Source organism: Trichlorobacter lovleyi (assembly GCF_015239775.1).
Taxonomy (GTDB): domain Bacteria; phylum Desulfobacterota; class Desulfuromonadia; order Geobacterales; family Pseudopelobacteraceae; genus Trichlorobacter; species Trichlorobacter lovleyi_B.
Map to the genome: position 1 here is coordinate 2,382,198 of NZ_CP058409.1, position 25,151 is coordinate 2,407,348.

Annotated in this window: 27 protein-coding genes; 15 read left to right on the forward strand and 12 right to left on the reverse strand. The window is 57.6% G+C overall.

The genetic code is table 11. The annotated features are described in order from the left end of the window. Positions 1-3: 3 nt before the first annotated feature. Entirely contained in the window at positions 4-474 is a 471-nt protein-coding gene (locus FY034_RS11010) for a DUF721 domain-containing protein (RefSeq protein ID WP_265550478.1), read from the reverse strand. Beyond that, complete coding sequence (locus FY034_RS11015) at positions 443-721, reverse strand: hypothetical protein (protein WP_265550480.1); 279 nt, start codon at positions 719-721, stop codon at positions 443-445. The genes FY034_RS11010 and FY034_RS11015 overlap by 32 nt, the downstream gene beginning before the upstream one ends. A 74-nt stretch (positions 722-795) precedes the next feature. Here FY034_RS11015 and FY034_RS11020 point away from each other — a divergent pair, with 74 nt between their 5' ends. The 12 genes from FY034_RS11020 (at position 796) to FY034_RS11075 (ending at position 9,477) form a co-directional block, all read left to right on the forward strand. Next, positions 796-1,083, forward strand: coding sequence for a DUF3343 domain-containing protein (locus FY034_RS11020; RefSeq protein ID WP_265550482.1), 288 nt, complete (start codon positions 796-798; stop codon positions 1,081-1,083). After that, positions 1,070-1,660: a sulfurtransferase-like selenium metabolism protein YedF gene (yedF, locus tag FY034_RS11025; RefSeq protein WP_265550484.1), complete on the forward strand. Its 591-nt coding sequence runs from the start codon at positions 1,070-1,072 to the stop codon at positions 1,658-1,660. Before FY034_RS11020 ends, yedF begins: the two co-directional genes overlap by 14 nt. An 83-nt stretch (positions 1,661-1,743) precedes the next feature. Continuing rightward, positions 1,744-3,135 carry a signal recognition particle protein gene (gene ffh, locus FY034_RS11030; protein ID WP_265550485.1) on the forward strand — a complete coding sequence of 464 codons (1,392 nt, stop codon included), beginning with the start codon at positions 1,744-1,746 and terminating at the stop codon, positions 3,133-3,135. A gap of 66 nt (positions 3,136-3,201) precedes the next feature. Beyond that, positions 3,202-3,465, forward strand: a complete 264-nt coding sequence (gene rpsP / locus FY034_RS11035; protein ID WP_265550487.1) for a 30S ribosomal protein S16 — start codon at positions 3,202-3,204, stop codon at positions 3,463-3,465. Positions 3,466-3,524: 59 nt separating this feature from the next. Then, positions 3,525-3,755 (forward strand): KH domain-containing protein, encoded by a 231-nt coding sequence (locus tag FY034_RS11040; protein WP_012470498.1) that lies wholly within the window; start codon positions 3,525-3,527, stop codon positions 3,753-3,755. Then, entirely contained in the window at positions 3,755-4,285 is a 531-nt protein-coding gene (gene rimM / locus FY034_RS11045; protein WP_265550491.1) for a ribosome maturation factor RimM, read from the forward strand. The genes FY034_RS11040 and rimM overlap by 1 nt, the downstream gene beginning before the upstream one ends. A 20-nt stretch (positions 4,286-4,305) precedes the next feature. Further along, a complete protein-coding gene (trmD, locus tag FY034_RS11050) occupies positions 4,306-5,043 on the forward strand; it encodes a tRNA (guanosine(37)-N1)-methyltransferase TrmD (RefSeq protein ID WP_265550493.1) in 738 nt (245 codons plus the stop codon). Further along, positions 5,033-5,599: an RNA methyltransferase gene (locus FY034_RS11055; protein WP_265550495.1), complete on the forward strand. Its 567-nt coding sequence runs from the start codon at positions 5,033-5,035 to the stop codon at positions 5,597-5,599. The genes trmD and FY034_RS11055 overlap by 11 nt, the downstream gene beginning before the upstream one ends. 43 nt (positions 5,600-5,642) lie before the next feature. Continuing rightward, entirely contained in the window at positions 5,643-6,002 is a 360-nt protein-coding gene (gene rplS / locus FY034_RS11060) for a 50S ribosomal protein L19 (protein ID WP_012470502.1), read from the forward strand. A gap of 42 nt (positions 6,003-6,044) precedes the next feature. Then, positions 6,045-6,671 (forward strand): ribonuclease HII, encoded by a 627-nt coding sequence (locus FY034_RS11065; RefSeq protein WP_265550498.1) that lies wholly within the window; start codon positions 6,045-6,047, stop codon positions 6,669-6,671. Between the two features lie 89 nt (positions 6,672-6,760). Then, positions 6,761-8,632, forward strand: coding sequence for a GspE/PulE family protein (locus tag FY034_RS11070; RefSeq protein ID WP_265550500.1), 1,872 nt, complete (start codon positions 6,761-6,763; stop codon positions 8,630-8,632). After that, the gene (locus FY034_RS11075) at positions 8,629-9,477 is read left to right on the forward strand and encodes an HDOD domain-containing protein (protein WP_265550502.1); all 849 of its coding nucleotides are present in this window, start codon (positions 8,629-8,631) and stop codon (positions 9,475-9,477) included. Before FY034_RS11070 ends, FY034_RS11075 begins: the two co-directional genes overlap by 4 nt. 9 nt (positions 9,478-9,486) lie before the next feature. On the opposite strand, the gene mltG is transcribed toward FY034_RS11075, so the two are convergent. After that, complete coding sequence (gene mltG / locus FY034_RS11080) at positions 9,487-10,521, reverse strand: endolytic transglycosylase MltG (protein WP_265550504.1); 1,035 nt, start codon at positions 10,519-10,521, stop codon at positions 9,487-9,489. A gap of 206 nt (positions 10,522-10,727) precedes the next feature. On the opposite strand from mltG, the gene FY034_RS11085 reads away from it, so the two are divergent. Genes FY034_RS11085 through nudC form a run of 3 tightly spaced genes read left to right on the forward strand, consistent with a single transcriptional unit; the run spans position 10,728 to position 15,852 of the window. Then, the gene (locus FY034_RS11085; RefSeq protein WP_265550506.1) at positions 10,728-13,121 is read left to right on the forward strand and encodes a PAS domain S-box protein; all 2,394 of its coding nucleotides are present in this window, start codon (positions 10,728-10,730) and stop codon (positions 13,119-13,121) included. Then, positions 13,118-14,863 carry a putative bifunctional diguanylate cyclase/phosphodiesterase gene (locus FY034_RS11090; RefSeq protein ID WP_265550508.1) on the forward strand — a complete coding sequence of 582 codons (1,746 nt, stop codon included), beginning with the start codon at positions 13,118-13,120 and terminating at the stop codon, positions 14,861-14,863. Before FY034_RS11085 ends, FY034_RS11090 begins: the two co-directional genes overlap by 4 nt. Positions 14,864-14,907: 44 nt before the next feature. Next, complete coding sequence (gene nudC, locus FY034_RS11095) at positions 14,908-15,852, forward strand: NAD(+) diphosphatase (RefSeq protein ID WP_265550511.1); 945 nt, start codon at positions 14,908-14,910, stop codon at positions 15,850-15,852. A gap of 18 nt (positions 15,853-15,870) precedes the next feature. On the opposite strand, the gene FY034_RS11100 is transcribed toward nudC, so the two are convergent. The 9 genes from FY034_RS11100 to trpC form a co-directional block, all read right to left on the reverse strand. Beyond that, positions 15,871-17,781 carry a diguanylate cyclase gene (locus tag FY034_RS11100; protein ID WP_265550513.1) on the reverse strand — a complete coding sequence of 637 codons (1,911 nt, stop codon included), beginning with the start codon at positions 17,779-17,781 and terminating at the stop codon, positions 15,871-15,873. A gap of 31 nt (positions 17,782-17,812) precedes the next feature. Beyond that, the gene (locus tag FY034_RS11105) at positions 17,813-19,009 is read right to left on the reverse strand and encodes a cofactor-independent phosphoglycerate mutase (RefSeq protein ID WP_265550515.1); all 1,197 of its coding nucleotides are present in this window, start codon (positions 19,007-19,009) and stop codon (positions 17,813-17,815) included. Between the two features lie 63 nt (positions 19,010-19,072). Further along, positions 19,073-19,726, reverse strand: coding sequence for a metal-dependent transcriptional regulator (locus FY034_RS11110; RefSeq protein ID WP_265550517.1), 654 nt, complete (start codon positions 19,724-19,726; stop codon positions 19,073-19,075). Continuing rightward, positions 19,723-19,911 carry a hypothetical protein gene (locus tag FY034_RS11115; protein WP_012470513.1) on the reverse strand — a complete coding sequence of 63 codons (189 nt, stop codon included), beginning with the start codon at positions 19,909-19,911 and terminating at the stop codon, positions 19,723-19,725. Before FY034_RS11115 ends, FY034_RS11110 begins: the two co-directional genes overlap by 4 nt. Before the next feature lie 199 nt (positions 19,912-20,110). Further along, positions 20,111-22,084, reverse strand: a complete 1,974-nt coding sequence (feoB, locus tag FY034_RS11120; protein WP_265550520.1) for a ferrous iron transport protein B — start codon at positions 22,082-22,084, stop codon at positions 20,111-20,113. Positions 22,085-22,131: 47 nt separating this feature from the next. Beyond that, the gene (locus FY034_RS11125) at positions 22,132-22,572 is read right to left on the reverse strand and encodes a Fur family transcriptional regulator (RefSeq protein WP_265550521.1); all 441 of its coding nucleotides are present in this window, start codon (positions 22,570-22,572) and stop codon (positions 22,132-22,134) included. Between the two features lie 93 nt (positions 22,573-22,665). Next, positions 22,666-23,424, reverse strand: a complete 759-nt coding sequence (locus FY034_RS11130) for a hypothetical protein (protein ID WP_265550523.1) — start codon at positions 23,422-23,424, stop codon at positions 22,666-22,668. A 39-nt stretch (positions 23,425-23,463) separates the two neighbouring features. Then, positions 23,464-24,333 (reverse strand): diacylglycerol/lipid kinase family protein, encoded by an 870-nt coding sequence (locus tag FY034_RS11135; RefSeq protein ID WP_265550524.1) that lies wholly within the window; start codon positions 24,331-24,333, stop codon positions 23,464-23,466. 12 nt (positions 24,334-24,345) lie between these two features. Beyond that, positions 24,346-25,146 (reverse strand): indole-3-glycerol phosphate synthase TrpC, encoded by an 801-nt coding sequence (gene trpC / locus FY034_RS11140; protein ID WP_265550526.1) that lies wholly within the window; start codon positions 25,144-25,146, stop codon positions 24,346-24,348. Between the last annotated feature and the right edge of the window lie 5 nt (positions 25,147-25,151).

Consider the following 25,151-nt stretch of genomic DNA (forward strand, 5'->3'; position numbering starts at 1 on the left):
AAGCTACCTGTTGCGGTAGTGATGCTCCATCAGCCCCTGCAGGGCCTGCCGCAATTCAGCATCATCAACGGAGCTGACCTGCTGCCTGATCTGCTCAAGCTGTTGGGGAGGAAGCGGTTTGGGTGCCGGACGGGCCTCCTCGCCCTCTTCCGGGTCACGACTGATCCTGCCGGCCTTGAGCACAATCTCCCTGACCCGCTCCTCACCCAGCAGGCTGTTGACCCGGTCACGCAGCTCAGCCTTCATAAAGCTCAACTGTTGCATCCAGGGGCCACTGGAGACCACAACGGTCAGGACCCCGCCAACCAGCCGCAGCGGTCTGGCCCGCCGGGCAATCGCCTCTCCCACGGCCCGGTCCCAGCTCTGCCAGACCACCAGGTCTTTCAGCCGGGCCGCCAGTTCAGGGTTGATACCGCTACCGGCCAGCAGCCTGCCGATCGGTTCAGGGCTGCCTTTGGGACGCTTTCCTGCCATGTTTCACCCTCCGCTTGTACCTGCCGCCAACCATCTGCCCGGCTATCGCGCTGAGCAGGGTAAGGGGAATGACGCGCCAGCCGAATCCTGCCAGATGCCTGAAATGAACCACAAGCGGAATCGGCAGATGGGCGAAAAACAACCAGGGAAGAGAAAATTTTCTGAATGACTCCCGTATGTACCCGCAGGGGATACTTACCAGAAAGGCGCCTATGACCAGCCCGGCAAGGGCAAATGAATCTTGCATGGTTATCCCCTTTTCGGCATAGTAAGAAGTTCGACTACAGTTGTCAATCACGTCGCATCAAGGAGTACACTTGTATGGGCCAGCAGGTGGTTGAGGAAGGACAGTATCTGGCGGTATTCAACTCGACCCACCGGGTTCTAAAGGCCGAGGGACTGCTCAAGGCGCAGGGACTGCCGATCATGCTGATTCCGGCCCCGCGTGCCGTGCAGGCCGACTGCGGCCTCGCGATCCGTTTTGACGAAAAACTGCGCGAACCGGTCATGCAGCTCCTGGCCGATCAGTCACTGCTGCCTGCTTTTTTATGCCAGCTACGGGACGCCGAGTACATTATTCTTCAGGAGTTCAACCATGAAAACCATTGATTGCCGTGGTCAGGCCTGCCCAGCACCGGTCATTGCCACCAAAAAAGCCCTTGAAGAGTCTGCAGCCGGGGTCTGCGTGCTGGTGGACGATGGCGCCCCCCGGGAAAACGTCGGACGTTTTGCCAGAAACCGGGGTTATCTGGTCACCGAAACCGCCCAGGGGGACGGCTGGTCACTCCAGTTGAGCAGTTCTGGAACCACTGCGATAGCGGAACCGGCCGGACAGACGGGAGGACCGGCAGGCGAGCGCGTGCTGCTTGTCACCTCGGACCGGCTGGGAGAGGGTCCGGAAGAACTCGGCCAACTGCTGATGAAAAATTTTCTCTTCACCCTGCTTGAGACCCCGCAGCAGCCTGACCGCATCCTGCTGTTAAACAGTGGTGTCCTGCTGGCCACAGCAGGGGCCGAGACCGTAGAGGCCCTCAAACGACTGGAAGAACGGGGCACGGAAATCTTTGCCTGCGGTGTCTGCCTTGATTATTTCAAGAAAAAGGATCAGCTTGCCGCAGGCCAGGTCACGAACATGTTCAGCACGGCCGAGAACCTGCTGGCGGCGGCTTTGGTCATCAAACTATAGATATGGCAGATATTTCTTGACAAGCAAACATAACTCCCCTTATAGTTTGCTCCTTTTAGGATACCCTGAGTCTACTGACACTAATGTTTGATAACCTTTCGGATAAACTGGAATCAGTCTTCAAGAAGCTCCGCGGCCAGGGGGTGATGACTGAGGACAACATCAAGGACGCCCTGCGCGAAGTTCGCCTGGCGCTGCTTGAGGCTGACGTTAATTTCAAGGTTGTCAAAGACTTTGTTGAGAACGTCCGCCTGAAGGCAGTCGGCACCGAAGTCATGCAGAGCCTGGCACCAGGTCAACAGGTCGTCAGGATTGTCCATGATGAACTGATCACCCTGATGGGGGGCGACCAGGACAACGCCCTTGATCTGGCGGCAAAGCCTCCGGTGACGTTAATGCTGGTCGGCCTGCAGGGTGCGGGTAAAACGACCACCTGCGGCAAACTGGGCAGCTGGCTGCGCAAACAGAAACGTCGTCCCCTGCTGGTGCCCGCCGATGTCTACCGTCCTGCGGCCATCGAGCAGCTCAAAACCGTCGGACGGCAGCTGAATATCGATGTCTTTGACTCCCGGGCAGATCAGGATCCGGTTGAGATCGCAACGGCAGCGCTCCGTTTTGCGGAATTGAACGGTTTTGATACGGTTCTGCTTGACACGGCAGGCCGTCATCAGATTGATGACTTCCTGATGAGCGAGCTGGAGCGGATCAAGGGCGCCGCTCAGCCCCGTGAGATCCTGTTTGTGGCAGACGCCATGACCGGACAGGAAGCGGTTACGGTTGCCAGCGGTTTTAATGACCGCCTCGGCATCACAGGCGTCATACTCAGTAAGCTGGATGGTGACGCCAAGGGTGGCGCCGCCCTTTCGATCAAGGCGGTTACCGGCGCGCCGGTCAAGTTTGTCGGCCTGGGCGAGAAGCTGGATGCCCTTGAGGTATTCCACCCGGACCGGCTGGTTTCGCGCATTCTGGGAATGGGTGATGTGCTGACCCTGGTGGAGAAGGCCCAGTCAGCCCTTGATGAAAAAGAGACTGCCCGCCTTACCCAGAAACTGAAGAAAAACCAGTTTGACCTTGAGGACTTTCTGGCCCAGCTGCAACAGATCAAGAAACTCGGTTCCCTCGAGTCGATCATGGGGATGATCCCCGGCATGGGCAAGATGGTAAAACAGATGCAGGGGGCCCAGCCCAGCGAAAAGGAGATGAAGCGGATTGAGGCAATCATCCGTTCCATGACCCCGGCAGAGCGGGCCGACCACGGCATTATCAACGGCAGCCGCCGTCTGCGGATCGCCAAGGGCAGCGGCACAACCGTACAGGAAATAAACCTGCTGCTGAAACGTTTTACTGAAGCGCAGAAGATGATGAAGCAACTGACAAAAATGGGACCCAAAAACCTGATGAAGGGGATGGGCGGTTTACCAGGACTTGGCAATCTGGGGGGACTTGGTAAAGGGATGTTCCCTTTTGGCCGTTAATGAACTGACACTCTAACCAACTCGCATTTTCATAAAATCGAGACACAACGCAGGAGGAAATACACAATGGCAACAAAAATCAGACTGCAGCGTCACGGCGCCAAGAAGCGCCCTTTTTATCAGGTAGTGATTGCCGATGAGCGTTCACGCCGTGATGGCCGCTTCATTGAAAACGTCGGTTACTATGACCCCACCAAAAATCCGGCTGTTCTGAAGCTGAATGTGGAAAAGGTAGTCGCCTGGCTTGACAAGGGTGCACAGCCCACCGATACCGTTAATCAGATTCTGAAAAAAGAAGGCATCCTGGAGAAGGCAGCCCAGGCAGCCTAGTAGAACGCTTCTTGCTCTATCCCGGCCTGGCCGGACACTACGAAGCAGAGGTACGCCAGATGAAAGCACTTGTCGAAACCATCGCGCAGGCTCTTGTCGACGACCCCTCCAAAGTGGTCACCTCCGAAGAGATGGAGGATGATACTTTGGTTATCAAGCTGTCCGTGGCCAAGGAAGATATGGGGCGGATCATAGGCAAGGAAGGCCGGACTGCCAAGGCGGTCCGGACACTCCTGAATGCCGTGGCCACCCGGGATAACAAGAAGGCGATTCTCAAGATCGTTGAATAATGGATGTTTCCAGCGACAACCTGATTGCCGTCGGTCGAATCAGTGGCACCCATGGCATTCGAGGCCAGTTGCGGCTGCATTCCTACTCCGGCAACCTTGCAAGCCTGCAGGCAGCTAAAAACGTACAGATCCGTTTTCCTGCCGGTGCCATCCGACAGATTCAGCTCAAGAAGGCCGCTTATCACAGTGGCAAGTTTCTGCTGACACTGGAAGGATTTGACACCATTGAAAAGGCCCAGGAGTTAACCGGGTGCGAACTGCTGCTGCAGCGGGAGCAACTGCCACCACCCGACGCCGACGAGTACTACTGGCAGGATCTGCTCGGCCTTTCAGTTGTGACTGATGCAGGTCAGACGCTGGGCACCATCAAGGATATCCTGGAAACCGGTGCCAATGACGTCTATCTGGTCCGGGATGAGGCAACGCAACGCGAGTACCTGATTCCGGCCATTGCCAGTGTCATCAGCAGCGTGAACCTGCAGGCCGGCACCATGACCATCACCCCGCTGGAAGGGTTGCTTGATCTTTGAGACCGTTTTTGAAAGCCTGTATGCGATTTGACATCCTGACCCTCTTCCCCGACATGTTCCGGGGACCGTTTGATGAAAGCATCATTCGCAGGGGACAGGACAAGGGGCTGATCCAGATCGGCCTGCACCAGATTCGCGATTATACCACTGACCGTCACCGTACCGTCGATGATACACCCTACGGCGGCGGTGCTGGCATGCTGATGAAACCGGAGCCACTCGCAGCTGCCATTGAATCGGCCAAACAGCTGAACGCTGACGCCACTGTTCTTTTAACAACACCACAGGGTAGGCCGTTCACCCATGCACTGGCCCAGGAACTCTCCCGCAAACCGGGACTGATTATCCTCTGCGGCCGGTATGAAGGGGTTGATGAGCGGATTCACCAGCACTATGTTGATCATGAGATCTCGATTGGTGACTACGTACTCTCAGGCGGAGAGCTTGCAGCCATGGTTATTGTCGACAGTGTGACCCGGCTGATTCCAGGGGTACTTGGATCTGACGAATCTGCACTGACCGACTCGTTTGGGGATGGACTGCTTGAGTACCCCCAGTACACGCGTCCACCTGAGTTTAACGGTTTGCCGGTACCGGCTCCGCTTCTCTCCGGCAACCACACAGAGATTGCACGATGGCGACGGGAACAGGCGCTTAAGCGCACGGCAGAGCGACGGCCGGACCTGCTGGCCCATGCAGCCTTAAGCGCTGCAGACAAGCTCTTTTTACGTTCACTAGGGGTTTTACATGTCGGTTAACCTGGCGGTTGCTCTGTTGCATTACCCGGTTTATAACAAGCATCGGCAGCTGGTAACCACGGCCTTTACAAACCTTGATATCCATGACATTGCCCGGACCGCCCGGACCTTTGGCCTGTCCCGCTACTATCTGGTTACACCGTCCGAGGAGCAGCAACAGCTGATCCAACGGATTGTGACCCATTGGGACTCAGGCTGGGGAGCCGATTACAACCCGGACCGGCGTGAAGCGCTCTCGATCGTCAGGCCTGTGCAGAGTCTTCAGGATGCCCTGGCCGATTTGCAGCAGGGGCACCAACAACCGGTAAACATTATCGCCACCGGGGCTGCCCGCCGGCCCGATGCCGTATCGTTTACCGCCCTGCGCCGGCAGCTTCAGGACAAGGACCAACAGCACCTGCTGTTGCTTGGTACCGGCTGGGGGCTGGCTGACGAGATCTTTGAACAGGCCACCACCATCCTGGAGCCGATCCAGGGGCATGGTGCTTACAATCATTTGCCGGTTCGCTCGGCTCTGGCGATTATGCTGGATCGACTGCTGGGAGAACGCCCATAACAACGAAACCTGAAAAAGGTTATATCTGAGGAGGAACAGTACCATGAACACCATCGACATCATTGAATTTGAGCAGATGAAAAAGAATACGCCGGTCTTCAAGACCGGTGATACAGTCAAGGTCCACGTTAAGATTGTGGAAGGTGACAAGCAACGGATCCAGGCCTATCAAGGTGTCGTTATCTCACGCCAGAACGGTGGCATCCGCGAATCATTCACCGTTCGCAAGATCTCCAACGGCATCGGCGTTGAGCGGGTATTCCCTCTGCACTCCCCCACGGTCGAGAAGATTGAGGTGGTAACCCGTGGTCACGTTCGCCGTGCCAAGCTGTACTACCTGCGCAAACTCAAAGGCAAGGCTGCCCGGATTCGCGAGCGCAAGTACGTTCCAGGTCAGGCCTGATTATGCAAAGCCCCGCTCACCAGCGGGGCTTTTTTCATCCCCATGCACGATCTCCTTTTTGAACTGCCTCCACACGATCTCTACCATTTTGAACGTCAGGCCCGGGCAAACGGGTACATGTTCGTAGCCGGCATTGATGAGGCCGGTCGCGGTCCTCTGGCCGGGCCGGTCGTTGCTGCGGCAGTGATACTCAACCCTGAAGCACCGGTTGAAGGGGTCAATGATTCCAAAAAACTGACCGAGCAGCGTCGCGAACGCTTATTTGAACTGATCATGGCCAGAGCCCTCGCCGTTGGCGTTGGACAGGTTGATGCGGCAACCATTGACCAGATCAATATCCTGCAGGCGACCCGCCGGGCGATGCTTGCAGCGGTTCAGGCCTTGTCAGCCAGCCCGGACCTGCTCCTGATAGACGGTATTACCACCATCGCCTCCCCCCTGCCCCAGCAAACCATCAAGCAGGGAGACAGCCGTTCCGCCTCCATTGCCGCAGCCTCAATCATTGCCAAGGTCACCCGTGACCGGATGATGTCTGCCTATGACGAGCTCTATCCCGACTACGGTTTTCTCCGCCACAAAGGCTACGGCAGTGCCGCACATCTTGCCGCTCTGCGACAGCACGGCCCCTGCCCGATCCACCGTATGACCTTTGCAGGGGTAAAACCGTAAAAAATCCTCACAACCACCTGAATCTCCCTTTGCAATTTTCCTGAAAGCTTGTAAACTTCCGCCCCATGAGCGCATTTCCTCCTTCACACGTGAAAAGCACGCAAGAGGTCAAGATCGGGGTTATTCCTACCCTGCTGATCAAGGACGGCATCATCACCCATGATCAACTGGCCTATGCGGTGCGGGTCCACAGCAAGCTCACCACCCCCCAGACCATGCTGGACACCCTGCTGGAGCTGGGGCTGATCTCGCAGGAACAGCTGCAGGTCACCCTGCGGAAACACCAGCTCAATCTGCGGCTAGGTGATCTCCTGCTGGAACTGGGTTATCTGCGCGACATTGATCTGCAGCAGGCCCTGGCCATCCAGAAGGAATCCCAGGGACAACGCAGGCTGGGTGACGTACTGGTTGAAAACGGTTTTATTGAAGAACGTAAACTGCTGGAGACCCTTTCCTATCAGCTTGGCTATCCCCTGATTGACCCCGACTTTGTCAAGATTGACAAGACACTGCTGGCCCGTCTGCCGTTGAATATCTGCCATCAATTCAACGTGCTGCCGCTGTACCGTCAGGGTGAGCAGCTGGTGGTGACCTTTGCCGACCCGCTCGACCAGCGGGCACGCGACATCGTTGCCGCCCACCTCGGCAACTTCATCCCGGCCATCTGCTCTAAAAACTCGCTGAAAGAGGCGCTTGCCGCACTTGAACATGCCGGTCAGACCGTTGCAGCCGATGACAACACCATCATCGGCATGATCAACCTCCTGTTTGAAGATGCGATTGAGGAGCAGACCAGCGATATCCACATCGAGCCACAGAAGGATCGCCTGCGGGTACGTTTCCGCCGGGACGGCGTGATGGGGCACTACAAGGACTTTCCCAAGGATATCGCTCCCCAGCTCACCACCCGCATCAAGGTCATGGCCCAGGCCGACATTGCTGAAAAACGCCGCCACCAGGATGGCCGGATCCTCTTTACCAGCCGCAAACATGGTATCAACCTTGATCTGAGGGTCTCTTTCTTCATCACCATCTATGGTGAAAAGGTGGTATTGCGGCTGCTGAACAACAAGGGCACCCTGCTGGACGTCAAGGAAATCGGCATGGCCCCCCGGATGCTGGAGCATTTCATCTATGATGCCCTGGAGGTACCCACCGGCGTCATGATCGTCACCGGCCCGACCGGCTCCGGCAAGACCACCACGCTGTACGGTTGCGTCAATCACCTGAATGATATCAACACCAGCATCATCACGGCAGAGGACCCGGTTGAGTATGTGATCGACGGGATTTCCCAGTGTTCGATCAACCCCAAGATCGGCGTTACCTTTGAAGAGACCCTGCGCCATATTGTGCGCCAAGACCCGGATGTCATTGTCTTGGGTGAAATCCGCGATCAATTCTCAGCCGAAGTGGCCATCCAGGCTGCCCTGACTGGTCACAAGGTTCTGACCACCTTCCACACCGAAGATTCCATCGGCGGCCTGATCCGCTTGATGAACATGAATATTGAGGCGTTTCTGATCTCTTCCACGGTGGTCTGTATCGTGGCCCAACGGCTGCTGCGCAGGGTCTGTCCGGAATGCGCCGAGCCGTACATCCCGACACCGCTCGACCTTACCCGCCTGGGACTTTCCGCCCACGACCTGCAGGGATCTGAGTTCAAGTTTGGCCGGGGCTGTAAAAACTGCCGTTTCAGCGGGTATCGCGGCAGGGTCGCAATCTTTGAGCTGCTGGTGATGAACGAGATGGTCAAGAACGCCATCCTTGATCACAAGAGTTCCTACGAGATCAGAAAGATCAGCGTTGAGACCTCCGGGATGGTGACGCTGATGGAAGATGGTCTGGTTAAAGGGGCCCGGGGGCTTATTTCAATGCAGGAGATCATTACCGACCTGCCACGTCTGGGCAAACCGCGGCCACTGCATGAACTGCGTAGAATTCTGGGGGTACAACGATGACAGCAGAAAAGCCGCTGGTCCGGCTGATTCAGGACCGCCTGGACGGCAATCTTCAGGAACTGCCGGTCTTTCACACGGTTGCGGTGAAACTGCAGCAACTGCTTGCAACCCGCAGCTTTGAGATTGACGATATTATTGAACTGATCGGCGAAGACCAATCCCTGTCGGGCCGGGTGCTGAAAGTGGCCAACTCATCCTATTATGCCGGCCTGAGCAAGATCGCCACCATCAAGGATGCGATCATCCGGTTGGGGGCGCAGGAAATCGCCAATATGGCCATGCTGGCATCCCAGTTTGAATTCTACAACTCTCCGAATGAAACCCTGAACAGGATGATGCATAATCTGTGGGGCCATGCACTGGCCTGTGGCGTGGGGGCCAAATGGCTGACCCGCAAGGCAGGCTATCCGGGCATGGCATCCGAGGCGTTTATGGGCGGCCTGATGCACGACATCGGCAGCCTGGCACTGTTGAAGGTGCTGGATGACATCCAGAAGAGCAAAGAGACCACGGTCCTTTTTTCAGATCAGCTTATCAATGAAATCATCGAGGCAATGCACGAAGAGGTTGGCTTCAACCTGATGCGATCCTGGAACTTCCCGGATTTTTACTGCGATATTGCCCACAGTCACCATGCTGCGGAGTTTGACCAGTCCAACATCCTGCTGGTGGCAGTGCGGCTTTCAAACCTTGCCTGCAAAAAGCTGGGGCGTTCCCTCCAGCCTGCCGACCCCGGCATCTCTATCTTTTCAGCACCCGAGGCACAGTACCTCGGTCTGAAGGAGATCGCCCTGGCTGAGCTTGAAATCATCATTGAAGATGCCGATGGCATCAGCATGGCATAGCAGGCGCGCCTACAACCGCTTTTTCTTTCCTTTTTTCAAAAACCGGTCAACCCCCTGGTTATGCTCTGCAAGGGTCCTTGAAAACTGGTGGGTGCCGTCTTTCCGGGCCACAAAATAGAGATAATCGGTTTTGGCCGGCTGCAGTACCGCCTGCAGCGCCGCCAACCCCGGATTTCCGATCGGCCCCGGTGGCAACCCCTTCACCAGGTAGGTATTATACGGGCTTGAGCGCTGCAGATCCTGCTTTGTCACGGTCCCCCCGAACACCCTGATACCATAGATGGCGGTCGGATCGCTCTGAAGCGGCATCCCGATTCTCAGCCGATTCAGGAAAACCGATGCGATCAGCGGTTTCTCCTCCGGGGAGACCGCCTCCCGCTCAATGATTGAAGCCAGGGTCACGGCCTGCCCCAGGCGCAGAGCGCTTGCCTCAAGCAGCGGCCTCAACTTCTCCGTCCGGCGACGGAACTCTCGCACCATCTCGGTGACCAGGCCCACCTCGTTCATCTGAAAACCGACCTGATAGGTGCCGGGAAAGAGATACCCTTCAACGGTCCGTGCGCTGATGCCAAGCTCACGCAGTAACCCCTGATCAGTACAGGCGGCCAGGAAGGCCGCGCTGTCAAAGATGCCCTGCTTTTCGAGCAGTTCCGCGGCCTGATAGATAGAATACCCCTCCGGCAGGGTAAACTTGCAGGCATCGGTCTGTCCGTCGGCCAGTTTTTCAAGGATCTGGGACGGCAGCATGGCACCGCTGATCCGGTAGTCGCCGGCCTGCATCCTGCGATCCTGACCACGCAAGCGGGCAACAAGCCGCAGATGCAGACTGCTGCGGATCACGCCGGCCTGCTGCAATTCCCTGGCGATGGCGGCAAAGCCGGCCCCTTTGGGCACCGTCAGACCATAGACCTGTGCAGGGCTTCCGGCAGGCAGGTACAGCAGTATCAGATACCACCCCACCAGCAGCAGGGCAACGGCACGAAACAACCAGGGGAGTGCACGGCGGATTGCAATGTTTGAGATACGTGAGGGCAGACGAAGCATGGCGCGATTGTACGATCTTTGATCCGAAGGTCAAGCAAAAGAGTCTTTAACAATTTCCATAACCCTGTTATAGTTTCAAAATATTTTCGAGATATCATTGCCTTATTAAAATTTTATAACAAGAACAAAAACAATCCCCGTCAAGGAGCAGCCCTGCAGCTTCCGGCAGGGCACCAACCTGAACGTAAGGACCCGATCTGCAGCTCATGTACCTGCCCCTGCCAGCCATACTTGCCATCCTCACCCTGCTCATCTGCGGTGTCACGTTTCTGTTGACGGTCTGGCAACTCAAATGCAGGCGCGCCAAGAGCTCGTTAGTGCTGCTGAAATCCGCCATTTTTGACAACACCTTTCAATTGCAGGGGTTGCTGGCTCCGGACGGTACCCTCCTTGATGCCAACCAGACCGCTCTCCTGTTCGTTGGTCTGGACAAGGCAACCGTGGTCGGAAAGAAGTTCTGGGACACCCCCTGGTGGTGCCACGATCCCGATTCCCAGGCGCGGCTGCAAGAGTATATCAAGCGCTGTGCAGCAGGAGAATCCATCCGTTTTGAAGGCACGCACCAGGATGCCGACGGCCGGTTACGGGCCATTGATGCCACGCTCAAACCGCTGAAGGATGCCAGCGGCAAGGTGATCTATCTGATCCCTGAAGGGCGGGACGTCACCGACCTGAAAGAGGCCCAGAACGCCCTGCGGCACAAGAACATTCTTCTTGAAACCCTTTTTGAGAACATCCCCTTTGACATCTGGATCCGTGATACCGAAGGCCGGCTGCTGCTGCAAAACGAGATGAATGCCCGCCACTACGGCGTCAAGATCGGCAACACGCCTGAAGAAGACGACCTTACACCAGAGCAGTGCCGCCTGTTCCGCATCTCGCTGGATCAGGCCCTTGAAGGTTTCACCCTTGATCTTGAACTGCGTGAGCAAGAGCAGATCTACCGCAAAATCGTGGCCCCCATCCGCCACAACAACCAGATCACCGCCATTTTCGGGCTGAATATTGATGTGACCGACCGCTTCACGGCCATGGAGGCGCTGCGTTCAGGCGAAAAACGGTTCAAGGCGATCTTTGAGGAAAGTCCGATCGCCATAGCCATCACCGACCTGACCCACCGCCGCTACGTTGACGTCAACCGCAGCTTCTGCAGCTTAAGCGGCTACAGCAAGTCCATGATCATCGGCAAGACTCCTCAGGAGCTGGGGCTGTTCTGGAACCCTGGCGATGATGCACGTCTCTTCAAGATGCTGAGCAGCACCGGAAGTATCAATGCCGAAGAGATCCAGACCCGGACCGCCACGGGTGAACAGCGTACCGGCATCCTGTTTACCAGCATCATCATGATTGAAAAGGCTGCCCATGCCATTTCGCTGTATCAGGATATAACCGAGCAGAAACGGGTTGAAGAACAGCTGAAGAGCTCTGAAGAGAGCTACAAGGGGATCTTTGACAACGCGCCGATCGGCATCTTCCAGTCATCACCCGCCGGTCACTTCATCAGTATCAACAGTGTTTTTGCAAGCATCTTCGGTTATGCCTCACCACAGGAGATGATGGCGCTGGTGCATGACATCCCGCGCCAGATCTATGCCGATGCTGAGCAACGGCAGGAAGTCATCAGCAAGCTGCGCAGCAGAGACACCCTGATTGTGGATGACATCCAGTTCTACCGTAAGGATGGTACGCGCTTCTATGCAACCATGTATATCCGCGGCACCCGGGACATGACAACCGGTGAGGTCATCCTGCTGGACGGCTTTGTTGTGGATACCACCGAGCACCGGAAAACCCTCGAGATCATGCTGCAGCACGAAAAGATGCTGATGATCAGCGGCCTGGCCGCCGGAATGGCCCATGAGATCAACAATCCGCTGGGAATCATTGCCCAGGATCTGCAGAACCTTGAACGCCGCCTCTCCCCTGCGCTGCCCAAAAACCGTCAGGTGGCCGAAGAGCTCGGTATTGACCTGACGGCCCTGCAACAGTACCTGAAACAGCGCGAGATCAACGGGTACCTCGCCAGCATGCAGAATGCAGCCCGGCGGGCCTCCCGGATCATGGACAATATGCTGCAGTTCAGCCGCAGTAACGGTACCAGCCGGCACCCGGCACCGCTCTACACGGTCATAGAGCATGCCCTTGAACTGGCCGGCACTGACTTCGATCTGCGCAGGACCTACAACTTCAGCACCATCAGGGTAATCCGCGACTACACCCCGGACCTGCCGCTGGTGGTCATCAACACCACCGAGATCGAGCAAGTCCTGATCAATCTGATCAAAAATGCGGCTCAGTCGCTGCATGCCAGGCGGAACGGAGCGCAGCCAGAAATCAGGATCAGTGCGCATCAGGACGACACGGTAGCCGTTATCTCCGTTGCAGACAACGGCCCCGGAATGACTGAAGAGGTCAGGCGGCGGGTCTTTGAACCGTTCTTCACCACCAAGGATGTCGGTAAGGGGACCGGGCTCGGCCTGGCCGTTTCCCATGCCATCATAACCAAAAATCACCACGGTCTCCTGACCGTCAGCTCAAGCCCCGGCCAGGGCTGCTGCTTTACCATCACCCTGCCCACACTCCAGGCGGAACAACCATGAACAGCGTAGAATCACGTTCAATTTTGATCATTGATGATGATGATGCCCTGCGGCGCAGCATTGTCGGGTATCTTGAAGACACCGGATTTGAAGTGCACCAGGCCAGCAACGGCTATGAAGGGATCAGGAAGTTTGAAGAGCTGCTGCCCAACCTGGTGCTGACCGACCTGATGATGCCGGAGCTGGACGGCCTGGGAGTGGTCAACGCCATCCGGCAGCACTCACCGGATACGCCGATTGTCGTTATCTCCGGCAACGGCTCGGTGGGCTATGCCATCGAAACCATGCGGCAGGGGGCCTGGGATTATATCACCAAGCCGATCCATGATTTTTCCGTGCTTGAACAGGTCATCAGCACGGTGACAGCCCGTTCGGAAGAGGCCCGTGCAAGCCGCAAGCGGCTTGAAGAGCTGGAAAGGTCCGTAGACGCACAGACCGCCCAGTTGCAGGATGCCGACCTGCGTGACCCCCTGACCGGCCTGCCCACCAGAAACCACCTCCAGGAGCTGTTTGCCCAGGCTGTCAAACGGAGTGACTTCCCCGGCAGCCTGTTTGTCATGCTGCTCGATCTTGACAACCTGAAGTCGGTCAACAAGACTCTGGGGCACGCCTGCGGCGACCGTGTACTGGTGGAAACCGCCAACCGTCTGTTGGAGCTTCAGACCGAGAACCGGGTGGTGGGCAGACTGGGGGCAGACCAGTTCATCATCATGGTGGTTGACTGCCACGAGGTACATGGCTGCATCACGGCAGTGCGGCAACTGCTTGCCATTCCCTACACCACAGGACCGGATGAGCTGTTTGTCACCGGCTGTATCGGCATCGCCGTCTTCCCCCATGATGGTGAATCGCTGGACGGACTGCTGCAAAACGCCAATGCAGCCCTTTCCCAGGCCAAGCAGCTGGGCACCAACAAGTATGCATTCTACTCCAGGGATCTGGGAGAACGGCTCAGGGAGCGGATGGCACGGGAGTCCGGGCTGCACCGGGCCCTGGAACGCGACGAGTTCTTCCTGGAATATCAACCCAAGATTGATGTGCAAACCGGCATGGTCTGCGGCATGGAGGCGTTGCTGCGCTGGCAGCCGACCACGCAGGGCAGCCTGGTTGCCCCGTCCGAATTCATTCCGATCCTTGAAGAGACCGGCATGATCGTCGAGGTGGGCAACTGGGTGCTGGAAACCGCCTGCAGGCAGCACCTGCTCTGGCAGCAGCAGGGGATGCCCCCGCTCATCCTGTCGGTCAACATCTCGGCAGTACAGTTCCATGCCGGCAACCTGCCGGAGACGATTGCCGCGCTGATTCAGCAGACCGGCATAGCCCCTGACTGCCTCTGCCTTGAACTGACCGAAAGCATTGTCATGCAGGATATCGAGCAGACCGTTGCCACCCTGCACCGGCTGCGGGAACAGGGGATCAAGCTCTCGATTGACGACTTCGGCACCGGCTACTCTTCACTGAACTACCTGCAACGGATGCCGTTGACCGAACTGAAGATTGACCGTTCCTTTGTCATGAACCTGCCCCAGGACACCAGCGCCATTGCCATTGTTGACTCCGTGCTGACACTCTCAAAAAGTCTGAACCTGACCGTTGTGGCCGAAGGGGTGGAAACACCGCAGCAGGCAGCCTTTCTGACCGCCCGTCAGTGCCACCAGCTACAGGGCTACCTCTTCAGCAGACCGCTGGACCCGGCCGCCTTTGAGGCGTTTGTTGATTTTTCCTGTAAAACCGTCCGCTAGTCTGCTATCACTGGCCAGACACCAGTCCGGAAGGATAGAACCCCATGTCTGATTCCCTGTTCGGCGCCTCCTGCAAAACGCCTGCTGCCGTTGCCGCCCTGAAGCGCCAGCTGAAACCGGCACAACCGGAACATCACCGTCCCTACCCGGAAACCGTAAACCTGCCCTTTAACCGTCAGGCACTGCCTGATGGCTTTGTGCTGCACCCCACCCCCCAGCCACGGCAAGATGACGATGCGGTCTGGGTATTGCTGCAGGGGGGCACCGTGCTGATGCGTGCAGAACAGGATCAGCTGTTCCTGCCGCAAGGCCCCTGCCCGGCCTGGCTGAACCTCAAACATCCCCCCTTGGCATTTGCGACACTGCAAGGACGTCCGGTACAGGTTGCCGCGGTCCCCTCCGCCCTGCAGATCCCGCCTGAGCTGGTGGCAGAACCGTTCAATGCCTTCCGGGAGCGGATTGCTCCGGAACTGATGACCATTGCCGGAATCGGCAAACAGCTGCTGCACTGGCAGCGGATGAGCCGTTTCTGTTCACACTGCAATGCTGCGCTGGAACAACTGCCTGAGAGCTGGGGCAAAAAGTGCACTGTCTGCAATAACGAGCACTACCCCCATATCCATCCCTGCGCCATTGTACTGATCCGGCGTGATGACCAACTCCTGCTGATCCATAAGCCGGAATGGCCGGTTGGACGTTACAGCCTGGTGGCGGGCTTTCTGGATGTCGGGGAATCACTGGAGGAGTGTGCCATACGGGAGGCGATGGAAGAGACCGGCGTGACCATACGCAACGTGCGCTACGTGGCCAGCCAGGCCTGGCCTTTTCCTTCGCAGATGATGGTTGGATTTGTGGCGGACTACGCCTACGGTGATATCAAGGTGGATGGCAACGAGATTGACGATGCGCGCTGGTTTACCATCGGCTCACTCCCCTCACTGCCTGCCAGCCGCAGCATCGCCCGTTTTCTGATCGACAGTTGCCGCTAAGACCACCCTCCGGCAGTGCTACTGCTCACTTGCCTCAAACCGGTTACGGCCATGCTGTTTGGCCCGGTACAAGGCCTGATCGGCGCGTTTGACAAGATCGTCAGGCCCGTCTCCGTGCAGCAGGGTTGCTGCACCGATGCTCACAGAGACCTGACCTGCCAGCGGATCACGCAACCCTTCCCGCACCGCAACCAGCAGTTTTTCCGCCAGCATCCGCGCCTCAACCGCATCGGTTTCAGGGGCAAGGATCAGGAACTCATCCCCCCCGGACCTTCCCAGCAGGTCACTGGCGCGCAGTACCTCCTGCAGGAGCGCCACCAGCCGCGACAGTATCCGGTCGCCGGTATCATGACCGTTGGTGTCGTTAATCTCTTTAAAGTGATCCAGATCAAGCATCAAGACCGACAGTTGCCGGCCATAACGCAGGCTGCGGCTGATCTCCACTGTCAGCATATCGTAAAAATGGCGCCGGTTGGCCGTTCCGGTCAGGGGATCAGTATCTGCCAGACGCTGCAGCTGCTGTTCCAGCTGCCTGCGTTCGGTCACATCAACCACATATTCAATGCACTGGGTGATCGTGCCTTGTTCATCCTGCATCGGATAGCCGTGGATCTCTACAATTTTCTTTTCGCCGTTTTCATCATAGCGGCTATGCTCCACCACCGCTGCAGCTCCGGTTTCCAGCACCATCTGGATCGGACAGGGATGTTCACTACTGCCGCAGGTCTCGGCACAGCCCTGGCTCAAGGCATGACAGGTCTTTCCTTCCAGATGCTCCACCCCTTTGGCGGACTGCCGGTTGGCTACCCGGACCTGGTAGGTGCGGGTGTCAATGATATGGAACGGATACGGCAGTGCATCAATTGCCTGGTGAAACAGCCGGTTCAGGCTGCGCATGGCCCTGGCCCGCTGATAGAGGCTCACCATCAGCCCTCCGCCCAAGAGTGCCACCAGCGAGGCAGACCAGGCCGCAATGGCATACCCTTCTTTCAGGGATTGCAGCTTTTCGTCACGGTTCAACTGCACCAGAAAGGCCTCGGGAGTCCCTTCAATATTGGTCAGGGGCAACAGATAGACCGACACGGTACTATCTTTAAGTCCGGCAGCCAGTGCAACGGGACGGTTCGCGGCCTGGGCCCGTTCAAATTCAGTCCTGACCGCAGCAGCGACCGTATGGATCTCAAAGGAGGAAAGGTGATCCTTGTGCGTATCATCAGTGATCGGTGCCTGCAGAAAACCGTTGCTGAATGGGCTGGGAACCATGCGGGACTGCACGTTGTTGAACAAGCGCTGGCTGGTCAGGTCTGATTTGATCAGCAGCATGTATTCGCCGGCAAAACGGCGCCGCAGCTGGGTGGTGAAGCTGTCAAAGGAGATGCTGGTCTCGACGGTCCCGACAAAACCGTCATCATCCTTGAAGAGCGGAAAGATAAAACGGAAACCGCCTTCATGGCGCCCGACTTCAAACCCGCTGACATAGGCATGCCGTTTATTGGCAACAACCAGGGCAGGTCTGACGCTGGCCAGGTTGTCACCAAAGACTGCAGGGCGGTGCATCCTGAGAAAGCTGGTCAGGTCCGGCAGGTGGAAATGGATCTGGTTCAGGTGGTTCTGCAGCAATTCCCGGTAGGATGGCAGCATCATGGCGTGTAACTGCTGACGCAGACGCTCCTGCTGTTGCCGATCTGCCCGGGAGGCCTGCTGCATCAGATTGATGACAGCAGGCTTATTGATGGTTTCGTTAAAGACCGCCCTGGAAAACAGCTCGTAGGTTTCAAACACCGACTGGTAACTGTGTACCATCTCGTTATAGCCGGACTTGAGAAAGGCCTCGCGGCGGTCAAGATACAGATAGCGGATGCCGGCCAGGGCCAACAGCTCCAGCAGCAGCACAAACAGGATACCCACCAGCAGTCCTGATCGCTTCACCGGGTCTTCCTCCTGTCTGTCCGGGACGTCATCAGCGGGTCAGCAGATCCATCAAGCCATGCCCTTCAGCCAGGAAAAGCCCGGTTGCCTTGGCCTGGGCTTCATCGTAGGCAGCGGCTCCGTTACCGCACTCCTGCCCCGGACGGTAGATGACAAATGGTACCGGGTCGCTGGTATGGGTCATCTTCTGGACCGGTGTGGGGTGATCCGGACAGCAGAGGATACGCAGGTCCGCAAAACGCTCCGCCCCGGCCAGCACAGTGCCCACCACCAGTTGATCAAAATCCTCAATCGCCTTGATCTTATGCTGCAGATTACCGCTGTGGGAGGCCTCATCCGGCGCCTCAACATGCACATAGACAAAGTCAAGCCGCTCCAGGGCAGCCAGGGCAGCCTCGGCCTTGCCGGTATAGTTGGTATCAATGTAACCGGTGGCGCCCGGCACGTTGATCACCTCCAGGCCGGCACAGAGACCGATCCCCTTCATCAAATCCACGGCCGAGATCACGGCGCCGGACAGACCGAATTTTTCCTGATACGGTTGCAGCACCGGCGACTTGCCATGCCCCCAGAGCCAGATCGAGGTGGCGGGCAGTTCATCCCGCTCCTTGCGTTGCTTGTTGATGGGGTGATTATGCAGCACCATCTGGGAGGAGTTCATCAGGTTGATCAGCTCGTCGGCCCCATCCCCCTGAGGCAGGTATTCCAGCACCTTTTTGCCGCTGATATCATGGGGTGGCGTAGCGGTCATGGCATCCTTGCCGTTACGCCAGACCAGCAGATGACGGTAGCCCACCCCAGGGTGGAACTCGAAACGTTCATCCCCCAGCTCAGCCTGCAGGATGGCGATCAGCTGATGGGACTCTTCACTGCCGATATGACCGGCAGAGAAATCCTCCATGTAGATCTTGCCGTTGTGGGGGGTCAGGGTGACCAGGTTCATCCTGAAGGCCACATCATGGGGGCCGAGCTGCACCCCCATACTGATCGCCTCCAGGGGAGAACGGCCGGTATAGCAGCTGCGGGGGTCATAGCCAAAGACCGACAGGTTGGCCACATCGCTGCCGGGGGGCAAGCCATCCGGCACGGTCTTGGCCAGACCGACCTGACCGGCCCGGGCCATCCGGTCCATGTTGGGGGTTTGTGCTGCCTGCAGCGGGGTCTTACCGTCCAGTTCTGCACAGGGCTCATCGGACATGCCGTCGCCCAGAAGGACAATGATCTTCATAGCAACCTTTCCATACGGGTAAAATAAGCTCTGATACTAGCTGTTCCGCCTTCTCTTTGTCAATTACCGCTCGATCCTTCTGACAAAGATCTCACGTGCCAGGGCCGTATCAATGGCAAACTCGGAAAAGCCGACCCTGAAGATATAGGACGGAAAGGACTGAGCCAGTATGATCCGGTTGCCGGGCAGCACCCCCATGGCCATCAGTTTCTGCATCTTCTTGCTGTCCTCGGTCTGGATGTAGGCGATCTCCCCCTCCTGGCCGGACCTGAACTCGGTCAGCGGCACCACCCCCAGATCACCCTGCTGGCGTGCCTCGGCGCAGCAGTCGCCGGGCGGGATCGGCTTGCCGTGGGGGCAGGTGGCCGGATGATTCAGCATGGTGCAAAGCTTGGTATCCACCCCTTCATTCAGCAGATGTTCAAACTGGCAGGCCTTGCTGTCCCCCTCTTCCCCCTTGATATTGAAGACATCCATCATCAGACGTTCTGCCAGACGGTGGCGCCGGATGGTCTTTTTGCCCTCCTCCCGGCCCTCCTGGCGGAAGTAGAGCATGCCGTGCCGCAGCTCGACCAGCGACTTTGCGGTCAGTTCCCGGCAGGCAGCATCATCCTCGGGAAGCTCCATCCTGGCGGGGTCGTAAAAGGCCGCCCCCTCCTCTTCAATGGCAATCCACATCGCCTCAAGGATCTCTTCCGCATGTTCAGAGAGTTTCATTCGCCATGCTCCTTATCTTTCCTTGTTACCATACTTTTCAGACGTTTCAAGAAGGCCGGTTCCGGGACATTCTTGTACCCGCAGCGCGGGCAGTGGATACCGTGGCAGCCACCGGCACAGGCGCCGCAGCCCGGCTGGGTCCCTTCCGACTCATCAAACTCATGCCCGCAGAATCCGCATCGCATAGTAAAACTCCAAACCCCTTCATCACCGCTTTGCCGAAGCCGGTTTCACTTCCGCAAAAGGAGAGCAGGGAGTTATTCCGGTGCCAGTTCAAGGATGATGGCCAGGCGGCGATGGCTTTGGCGACGCAGGCGTACAGGTCAGTACGTTGAGGAGCCAAAGACGAGCCAACGCAGCCAGCGCCTTGAAATGGCACCGGAACTACCCCAATAAGCGGGTCGTCACCAGCACCTGATTCAACAGATACCCGCTGCCAAAGGCCAGCAGACTGACAAAGACAAAGATCGCCAGCGAGACCTTCCAGCCGCGCTCCTTCAACATCATCAGAAACTGCGCCACACAGGGGATGAACAGGGTCAGCGTCACCGCGGCAACGGTCAGTTGACGGCCATCCAGCAGCCCCTTGCTCTGCAGGTCGTACAGCCCGGCTGCCCCGTAATCCCGCCGGAAAAAGCCGAAGATAAAGGCAATCGCCGCCTCCTTGGGCAGGCCGATCCCCTGCATCAGCGGGGTCATGGCATTAACCAGCTTCTCCATGCCGTGGGTGATCTTGCCCAGCCACATCAGCACCGAGGCCAGCACAAACAGCGGCAGGATCTCCAGAAAATACCACTGCATGCGGGTATAGGTCTTGGTCAGCACGTTGGAAAGCTGGGGCAGCCGCATCGGCGGCAGCTCCATATAAAACATCGGCGCCTCGCCCGGCATCAGCTTCCCGGCCAGCACCCCCACCAGCACAAACAGCAGGGTCATACAGACGATCCAGACCAGCAGGCCGCCCGGGGTACGGGCCAAAAGTGCCAGGATCACCCCCAGCTGGGCGGAACAGGGGATAGCCAGGGCCAGCAGCAGCGTGGCGATCACCCGCTCCCGCACCGTCTCCAGGGTACGGGTCACCATGGTGGCCATGGTGCTGCAGCCGAACCCGAGCACCATCGGGATGACGGAACGGCCGGACAGGCCGAACCACTTGAAGCCGCGATCCACCAACAGGGCAAGACGGGGCAGGTAGCCGGCATCCTCCAGAATCGAAAAGAAGATAAAGAAGGTGGTCACGATCGGCAGGATAATCCCCACCGCATACCGCAACCCCAGGGTGATGATGCCGTACTCCCCCACCAGCAGTTCCTGCAACCACCACCAGGGAATCCAGCCGGTCAAAAGCGTGGTGATCCAGGGGTTGAACAGTTTTTCAAACAGCTCCCCTTCCAGAAAATCCACCAGGGTACCGGCGCCAAAATCCCCCACAAACTTGTAGAGGCCGAAATAGAGCGTCAGAAACAACAGGGGGATACCGGTCAACGGCTGCACAGCCAGCCGGGAAAGCCGTCCGCCCCAGGTTTCATGCCGTTTGTCCGGCAGGGTAATCACCCCCCGCACCAGACGGTTGACGATCTCCTTGCGTTCCATGGAGAGATCCAGATGAAACGATTCGCGCCGCTCAAAGGCGATCTCGCGCACCTTCTCCGCCAGGGCCGGGTAACGTTCCCCCTCCCCCTGCGCCACCAGGCCGCTCACCTCCTCATCCCCCTGCAACAGCAGCAACGACAATGCCCGGCGGGAGAGCACATAACTGCCCTGCAGCAGCCGCGACACCTCGGCGATATCCCGCTCCAGCAGACGACTGTAACTGATCGGCAGACCGCAGCTCTGGCCGAACTCGGCAATGGCTGTCTTGATCTCTTCAATCCCGCGCTTGCGGGCCGTTGCCGCCGCGATCACCGGAATACCCAGGCGCTGCTGCAACAGCGGCAGATCAAAGGAGAGCCCCAACCGCTCAGCCTCATCCATGATATTGACCACCAGCACCACCGGCAACCCGGCCTCGATCAACTGGATCGTCATGGCCAGCATCCGCTCCAGATTGCGGGCATCCAGCACGTGCAGCACCACATCCGGTTTTTCATTCAGGAGGATCTCACGGGCAACCCGTTCCTCCTCGGTAATGGTATGCACCGCGTACATGCCGGGGGTATCAATCACCTGCCAGCTCTGGCCTGCTATCGTGGCATGTCCCCGCGACACCTCAACCGAGGTGCCGGGGTAGTTGGAAACCGTGACATAGCTGCCGGTCAGGGCATTAAACAGGACGCTCTTGCCCACATTGGGGTTCCCCACCAGGGCAACCCGGCGAGGCGGCTGAAGAGAATCGGAAGTTACCGCAGAAGCTGACATCGTCTATTCCTTATAGTGAAAACCATTTTCACAGATTTACGGTAGTGCTACGCCGTTGCCACCTGACAGGCTGGACAGAGCCCGAACAACTGCATCTTATGGGCCGTCAGACTGAAACCGTGGCGTCCGGCAATCTCGCGCTGCAGCTGCTCAATCGTCTCATCCTCAAACTCAATGATGGCGTTACAGCCGGTACAGATCAGATGGTCATGGTGTTCCCCCACCAGCTGATGTTCATAACGGGTCTGACCGTCCGGCAACATCATCTCACGGGCCAGGCCGGCCTCCACAAACAGCTTCAGGGTACGGTAAACCGTGGCCTGCCCGATACCGGGATGGGATGCCTTCACCTTCAGGTACAGCTCCTCAACACTTAAATGTTCACGGGTAGCAAGGAAGACATCCAGGATAACATCACGCTGGCGGGTTGAGCGCAGCCCCTGCCGGGCGGCAAAGGCATTAAACGTCTTTTTCTTTTCCAGGATCATGGCACCGCTCCATCTGATTTTTATTATCAATAACAGATGCGGCACACAGGGGTCAAGGCTTTATGAAAACGATTTTCAATAACTTGATGCGGATCAATAAAGGTGGGGACTGGCCTGCTCCGCCATCGGGTTCATCCGGACTGCCAGCGAGAAAAGATAGGGGTAATCCTGCTTCAAATGCTGCATATACAACACCCATTCACGGGACAGATAGCCAAAGACCCGCTTGATATCGCCATTCAGATGCTCGACATCGGCCTGCGGAATCCCGGCCAGGGAGTCACGGGCATCAAGCTCCTCAACCAGATGAAACACAGCCCACAGCAGGTCAGTAAAGGCCTCATGTTCAAGCAGGTTCTGGTTTTCCAGAAGCCCGACCAGAAAACTGCGTTTTCCCACCAGAAAGCGCTTCAGCTGTTCAAGATCCAGACCGGCACCAACAGTATCAATCCTGCTGTCATGCGAGCCGAGAAACGCCAGGGCAGCGCTGAAATCGGCATCCTTCCACTGCGGTGTCACCAGCAAAGAGACCCGCAACTGCTCATGCTGCAGCACTGCCGTTGCCAGCTCACGAAACAGCCGCGTCCCCACCTCACTGAAAAAGACACCGATCACCATATTCAGCTTGCGGCGCAGGGTCTGACGCTCACGTTCCTTTAACAACTGCTCCATGGTCAGCGTCACCACCATGATATAGATCGGCAGAAAGGCCAGATTGCCGAGGAAACTGGTTGTGACCTCCTTCAGACTGCCATCCACCATATAATCAACCAGGTAAATCAGGCTGGAGATACAGACCAGGATGATCAGCATCAAGCGGGGCCGGTTGATCAGAAGCTGCTTGTTCAACATAAAAGAGTCCTCGTAGCCATCTTAGAAGTTCGGTTAGCGCTAGACAATCAATTGATTGAAATCAGGTATCAGGCGGATGCTCAGTGGCGTTGTACCGAAGGAGTCGCCATCCAGTTGAACCGGTTTGTCTCCTTCAATCAGGATCGGTTCCTGAGACGTGCAGAAGGCATCAGCCGCTTCGTATGTTCCGTGAATGAAGACGGAGCCGGCAAAGCGGAGCAGATCCGACGGACCGCGAAACAACAGCGGGACAAGTTCAAAATGGGGGGCGAACAGGCTGGCACGGGGAGCAAGACGGTAGGGACCGGCATAATGGGCGGCATTGGCCACCAGCAGGCTGTGGCAGCTGTGCTGGTGCCGACCGATCGTGACGGTCAAGCTGCCGCTGTCCCAGTTGAGGCACTGGCGCAGCGCCGAGAGGATGTAGGCCCCTTTACCCAGCAGACGTTTTTCGGATGGCCGGACATCCGCCACGGCGGCGGCATCAGCACCGATCCCGGCCATCAGGACAAAGCGCCTGACACCGGCGGCGGAGCTGGCTTCACCTACGGAAAAGGGGCGCAACGTGCCGCGGGCTATTCGCGCAATGGCGTCCTGCTGGGAGGAGATGCCCAGTTCCCGGGCCATGACATTGGCGGTACCAAGCGGGATGATCCCCAGGGTGGCCCTGCCCTGCGGCATGCTGTTGATGACGGTGTTAATGGTGCCGTCACCGCCGACAGCGATAATGGTGGGGGGAGTGGTCCGGTTACAGAGTTCTGCCACCGCCTGCATGGATTCTGCAAGGGTTTGGGGAAGCAGGGGTTGCGGGTCAAGCCCGGCAGCCCGCAATCCGGTAAGGATCTGTTCCGCCCTGGCGGGGGCATAGCTGCCGGAGGCGGGGTTAAAGACAACATGGACGGTCTGCATGGCGCAGTTGGCCTATGAGAGCAGTTCTTGCAGTTTTGCGCCGATATCTTCTTCCCGCATCAGGGATTCGCCAACCAGAAACGCACCGGCACCGCCGGCCTGCAGCCGTTCAATATCAGCCCGGCTGTTGATACCGCTTTCAGCAACCAGCAGACGTCCGGCAGGCAGCATTTTGGCCAGCCGTTCGGTGGTGCCCAGATCGGTGACAAAGGTGCGCAGGTTGCGGTTGTTGACGCCGATCAGGCCGATGTCGGTGCTGCAGGCCACCTCCATCTCCGCTTCATCATGCACCTCCAACAGGACGTCCAGCTGTACGGATCGGGCAACACCGGCCAGGTCAACGATCTGCTGCGGTTCCAGGATGGAGGCGATCAACAGGATGGCATCGGCACCGGCGGCACGGGCTTCATAGACCTGAAACGGATCAATGATGAAGTCTTTTCGCAGCATCGGCAGACCGACCTGTTCACGGATCAGTGCCAGAAAACGCAGATGCCCCAGAAAGAACTTCTCATCGGTCAGGACGGAAAGACAGGTGGCACCGTTGTTCTGGTAGATCTCCGCGATCTCCAGCGGATCAAAATCGTCCCGGATCACCCCTTTGCTGGGGGAGCCTTTCTTGACCTCGGCAATGATGGCGGTCCAGTCTGAGGCAACCGCCTCGCGCAGGTGCCGTTCAAAGCCGCGGGGGGTGTCTTCAAGGTCTGATATGCGTAGCTTCAGCTCATCCAGCGAGGCCGCCAGGCGCGCCGCAGCAACTTCGTCCCGTTTGTGGACAACAATGGTTTTAAGGATGTCCGGCGTAGAGCTCATCTCGG

Bases quoted from the DNA above. Each gene is read 5' to 3' on its own strand.
- rimM (WP_265550491.1), top strand. From the start codon at position 3,755: ATGGATGTTTCCAGCGACAACCTGATTGCCGTCGGTCGAATCAGTGGC.
- FY034_RS11125 (WP_265550521.1), bottom strand. From the start codon at position 22,572: ATGATCCTGGAAAAGAAAAAGACGTTTAATGCCTTTGCCGCCCGGCAG.
- feoB (WP_265550520.1), bottom strand. From the start codon at position 22,084: ATGTCAGCTTCTGCGGTAACTTCCGATTCTCTTCAGCCGCCTCGCCGG.
- rplS (WP_012470502.1), top strand. From the start codon at position 5,643: ATGAACACCATCGACATCATTGAATTTGAGCAGATGAAAAAGAATACG.
- FY034_RS11040 (WP_012470498.1), top strand. From the start codon at position 3,525: ATGAAAGCACTTGTCGAAACCATCGCGCAGGCTCTTGTCGACGACCCC.
- yedF (WP_265550484.1), top strand. From the start codon at position 1,070: ATGAAAACCATTGATTGCCGTGGTCAGGCCTGCCCAGCACCGGTCATT.
- FY034_RS11130 (WP_265550523.1), bottom strand. From the start codon at position 23,424: ATGTTGAACAAGCAGCTTCTGATCAACCGGCCCCGCTTGATGCTGATC.
- rpsP (WP_265550487.1), top strand. From the start codon at position 3,202: ATGGCAACAAAAATCAGACTGCAGCGTCACGGCGCCAAGAAGCGCCCT.
- FY034_RS11135 (WP_265550524.1), bottom strand. From the start codon at position 24,333: ATGCAGACCGTCCATGTTGTCTTTAACCCCGCCTCCGGCAGCTATGCC.
- ffh (WP_265550485.1), top strand. From the start codon at position 1,744: ATGTTTGATAACCTTTCGGATAAACTGGAATCAGTCTTCAAGAAGCTC.
- FY034_RS11105 (WP_265550515.1), bottom strand. From the start codon at position 19,009: ATGAAGATCATTGTCCTTCTGGGCGACGGCATGTCCGATGAGCCCTGT.
- FY034_RS11110 (WP_265550517.1), bottom strand. From the start codon at position 19,726: ATGAAACTCTCTGAACATGCGGAAGAGATCCTTGAGGCGATGTGGATT.
- trmD (WP_265550493.1), top strand. From the start codon at position 4,306: ATGCGATTTGACATCCTGACCCTCTTCCCCGACATGTTCCGGGGACCG.
- trpC (WP_265550526.1), bottom strand. From the start codon at position 25,146: ATGAGCTCTACGCCGGACATCCTTAAAACCATTGTTGTCCACAAACGG.
- FY034_RS11015 (WP_265550480.1), bottom strand. From the start codon at position 721: ATGCAAGATTCATTTGCCCTTGCCGGGCTGGTCATAGGCGCCTTTCTG.
- FY034_RS11020 (WP_265550482.1), top strand. From the start codon at position 796: ATGGGCCAGCAGGTGGTTGAGGAAGGACAGTATCTGGCGGTATTCAAC.
- FY034_RS11090 (WP_265550508.1), top strand. From the start codon at position 13,118: ATGAACAGCGTAGAATCACGTTCAATTTTGATCATTGATGATGATGAT.
- FY034_RS11055 (WP_265550495.1), top strand. From the start codon at position 5,033: ATGTCGGTTAACCTGGCGGTTGCTCTGTTGCATTACCCGGTTTATAAC.
- FY034_RS11085 (WP_265550506.1), top strand. From the start codon at position 10,728: ATGTACCTGCCCCTGCCAGCCATACTTGCCATCCTCACCCTGCTCATC.
- nudC (WP_265550511.1), top strand. From the start codon at position 14,908: ATGTCTGATTCCCTGTTCGGCGCCTCCTGCAAAACGCCTGCTGCCGTT.
- FY034_RS11010 (WP_265550478.1), bottom strand. From the start codon at position 474: ATGGCAGGAAAGCGTCCCAAAGGCAGCCCTGAACCGATCGGCAGGCTG.
- FY034_RS11075 (WP_265550502.1), top strand. From the start codon at position 8,629: ATGACAGCAGAAAAGCCGCTGGTCCGGCTGATTCAGGACCGCCTGGAC.
- FY034_RS11115 (WP_012470513.1), bottom strand. From the start codon at position 19,911: ATGCGATGCGGATTCTGCGGGCATGAGTTTGATGAGTCGGAAGGGACC.
- FY034_RS11065 (WP_265550498.1), top strand. From the start codon at position 6,045: ATGCACGATCTCCTTTTTGAACTGCCTCCACACGATCTCTACCATTTT.
- mltG (WP_265550504.1), bottom strand. From the start codon at position 10,521: ATGCTTCGTCTGCCCTCACGTATCTCAAACATTGCAATCCGCCGTGCA.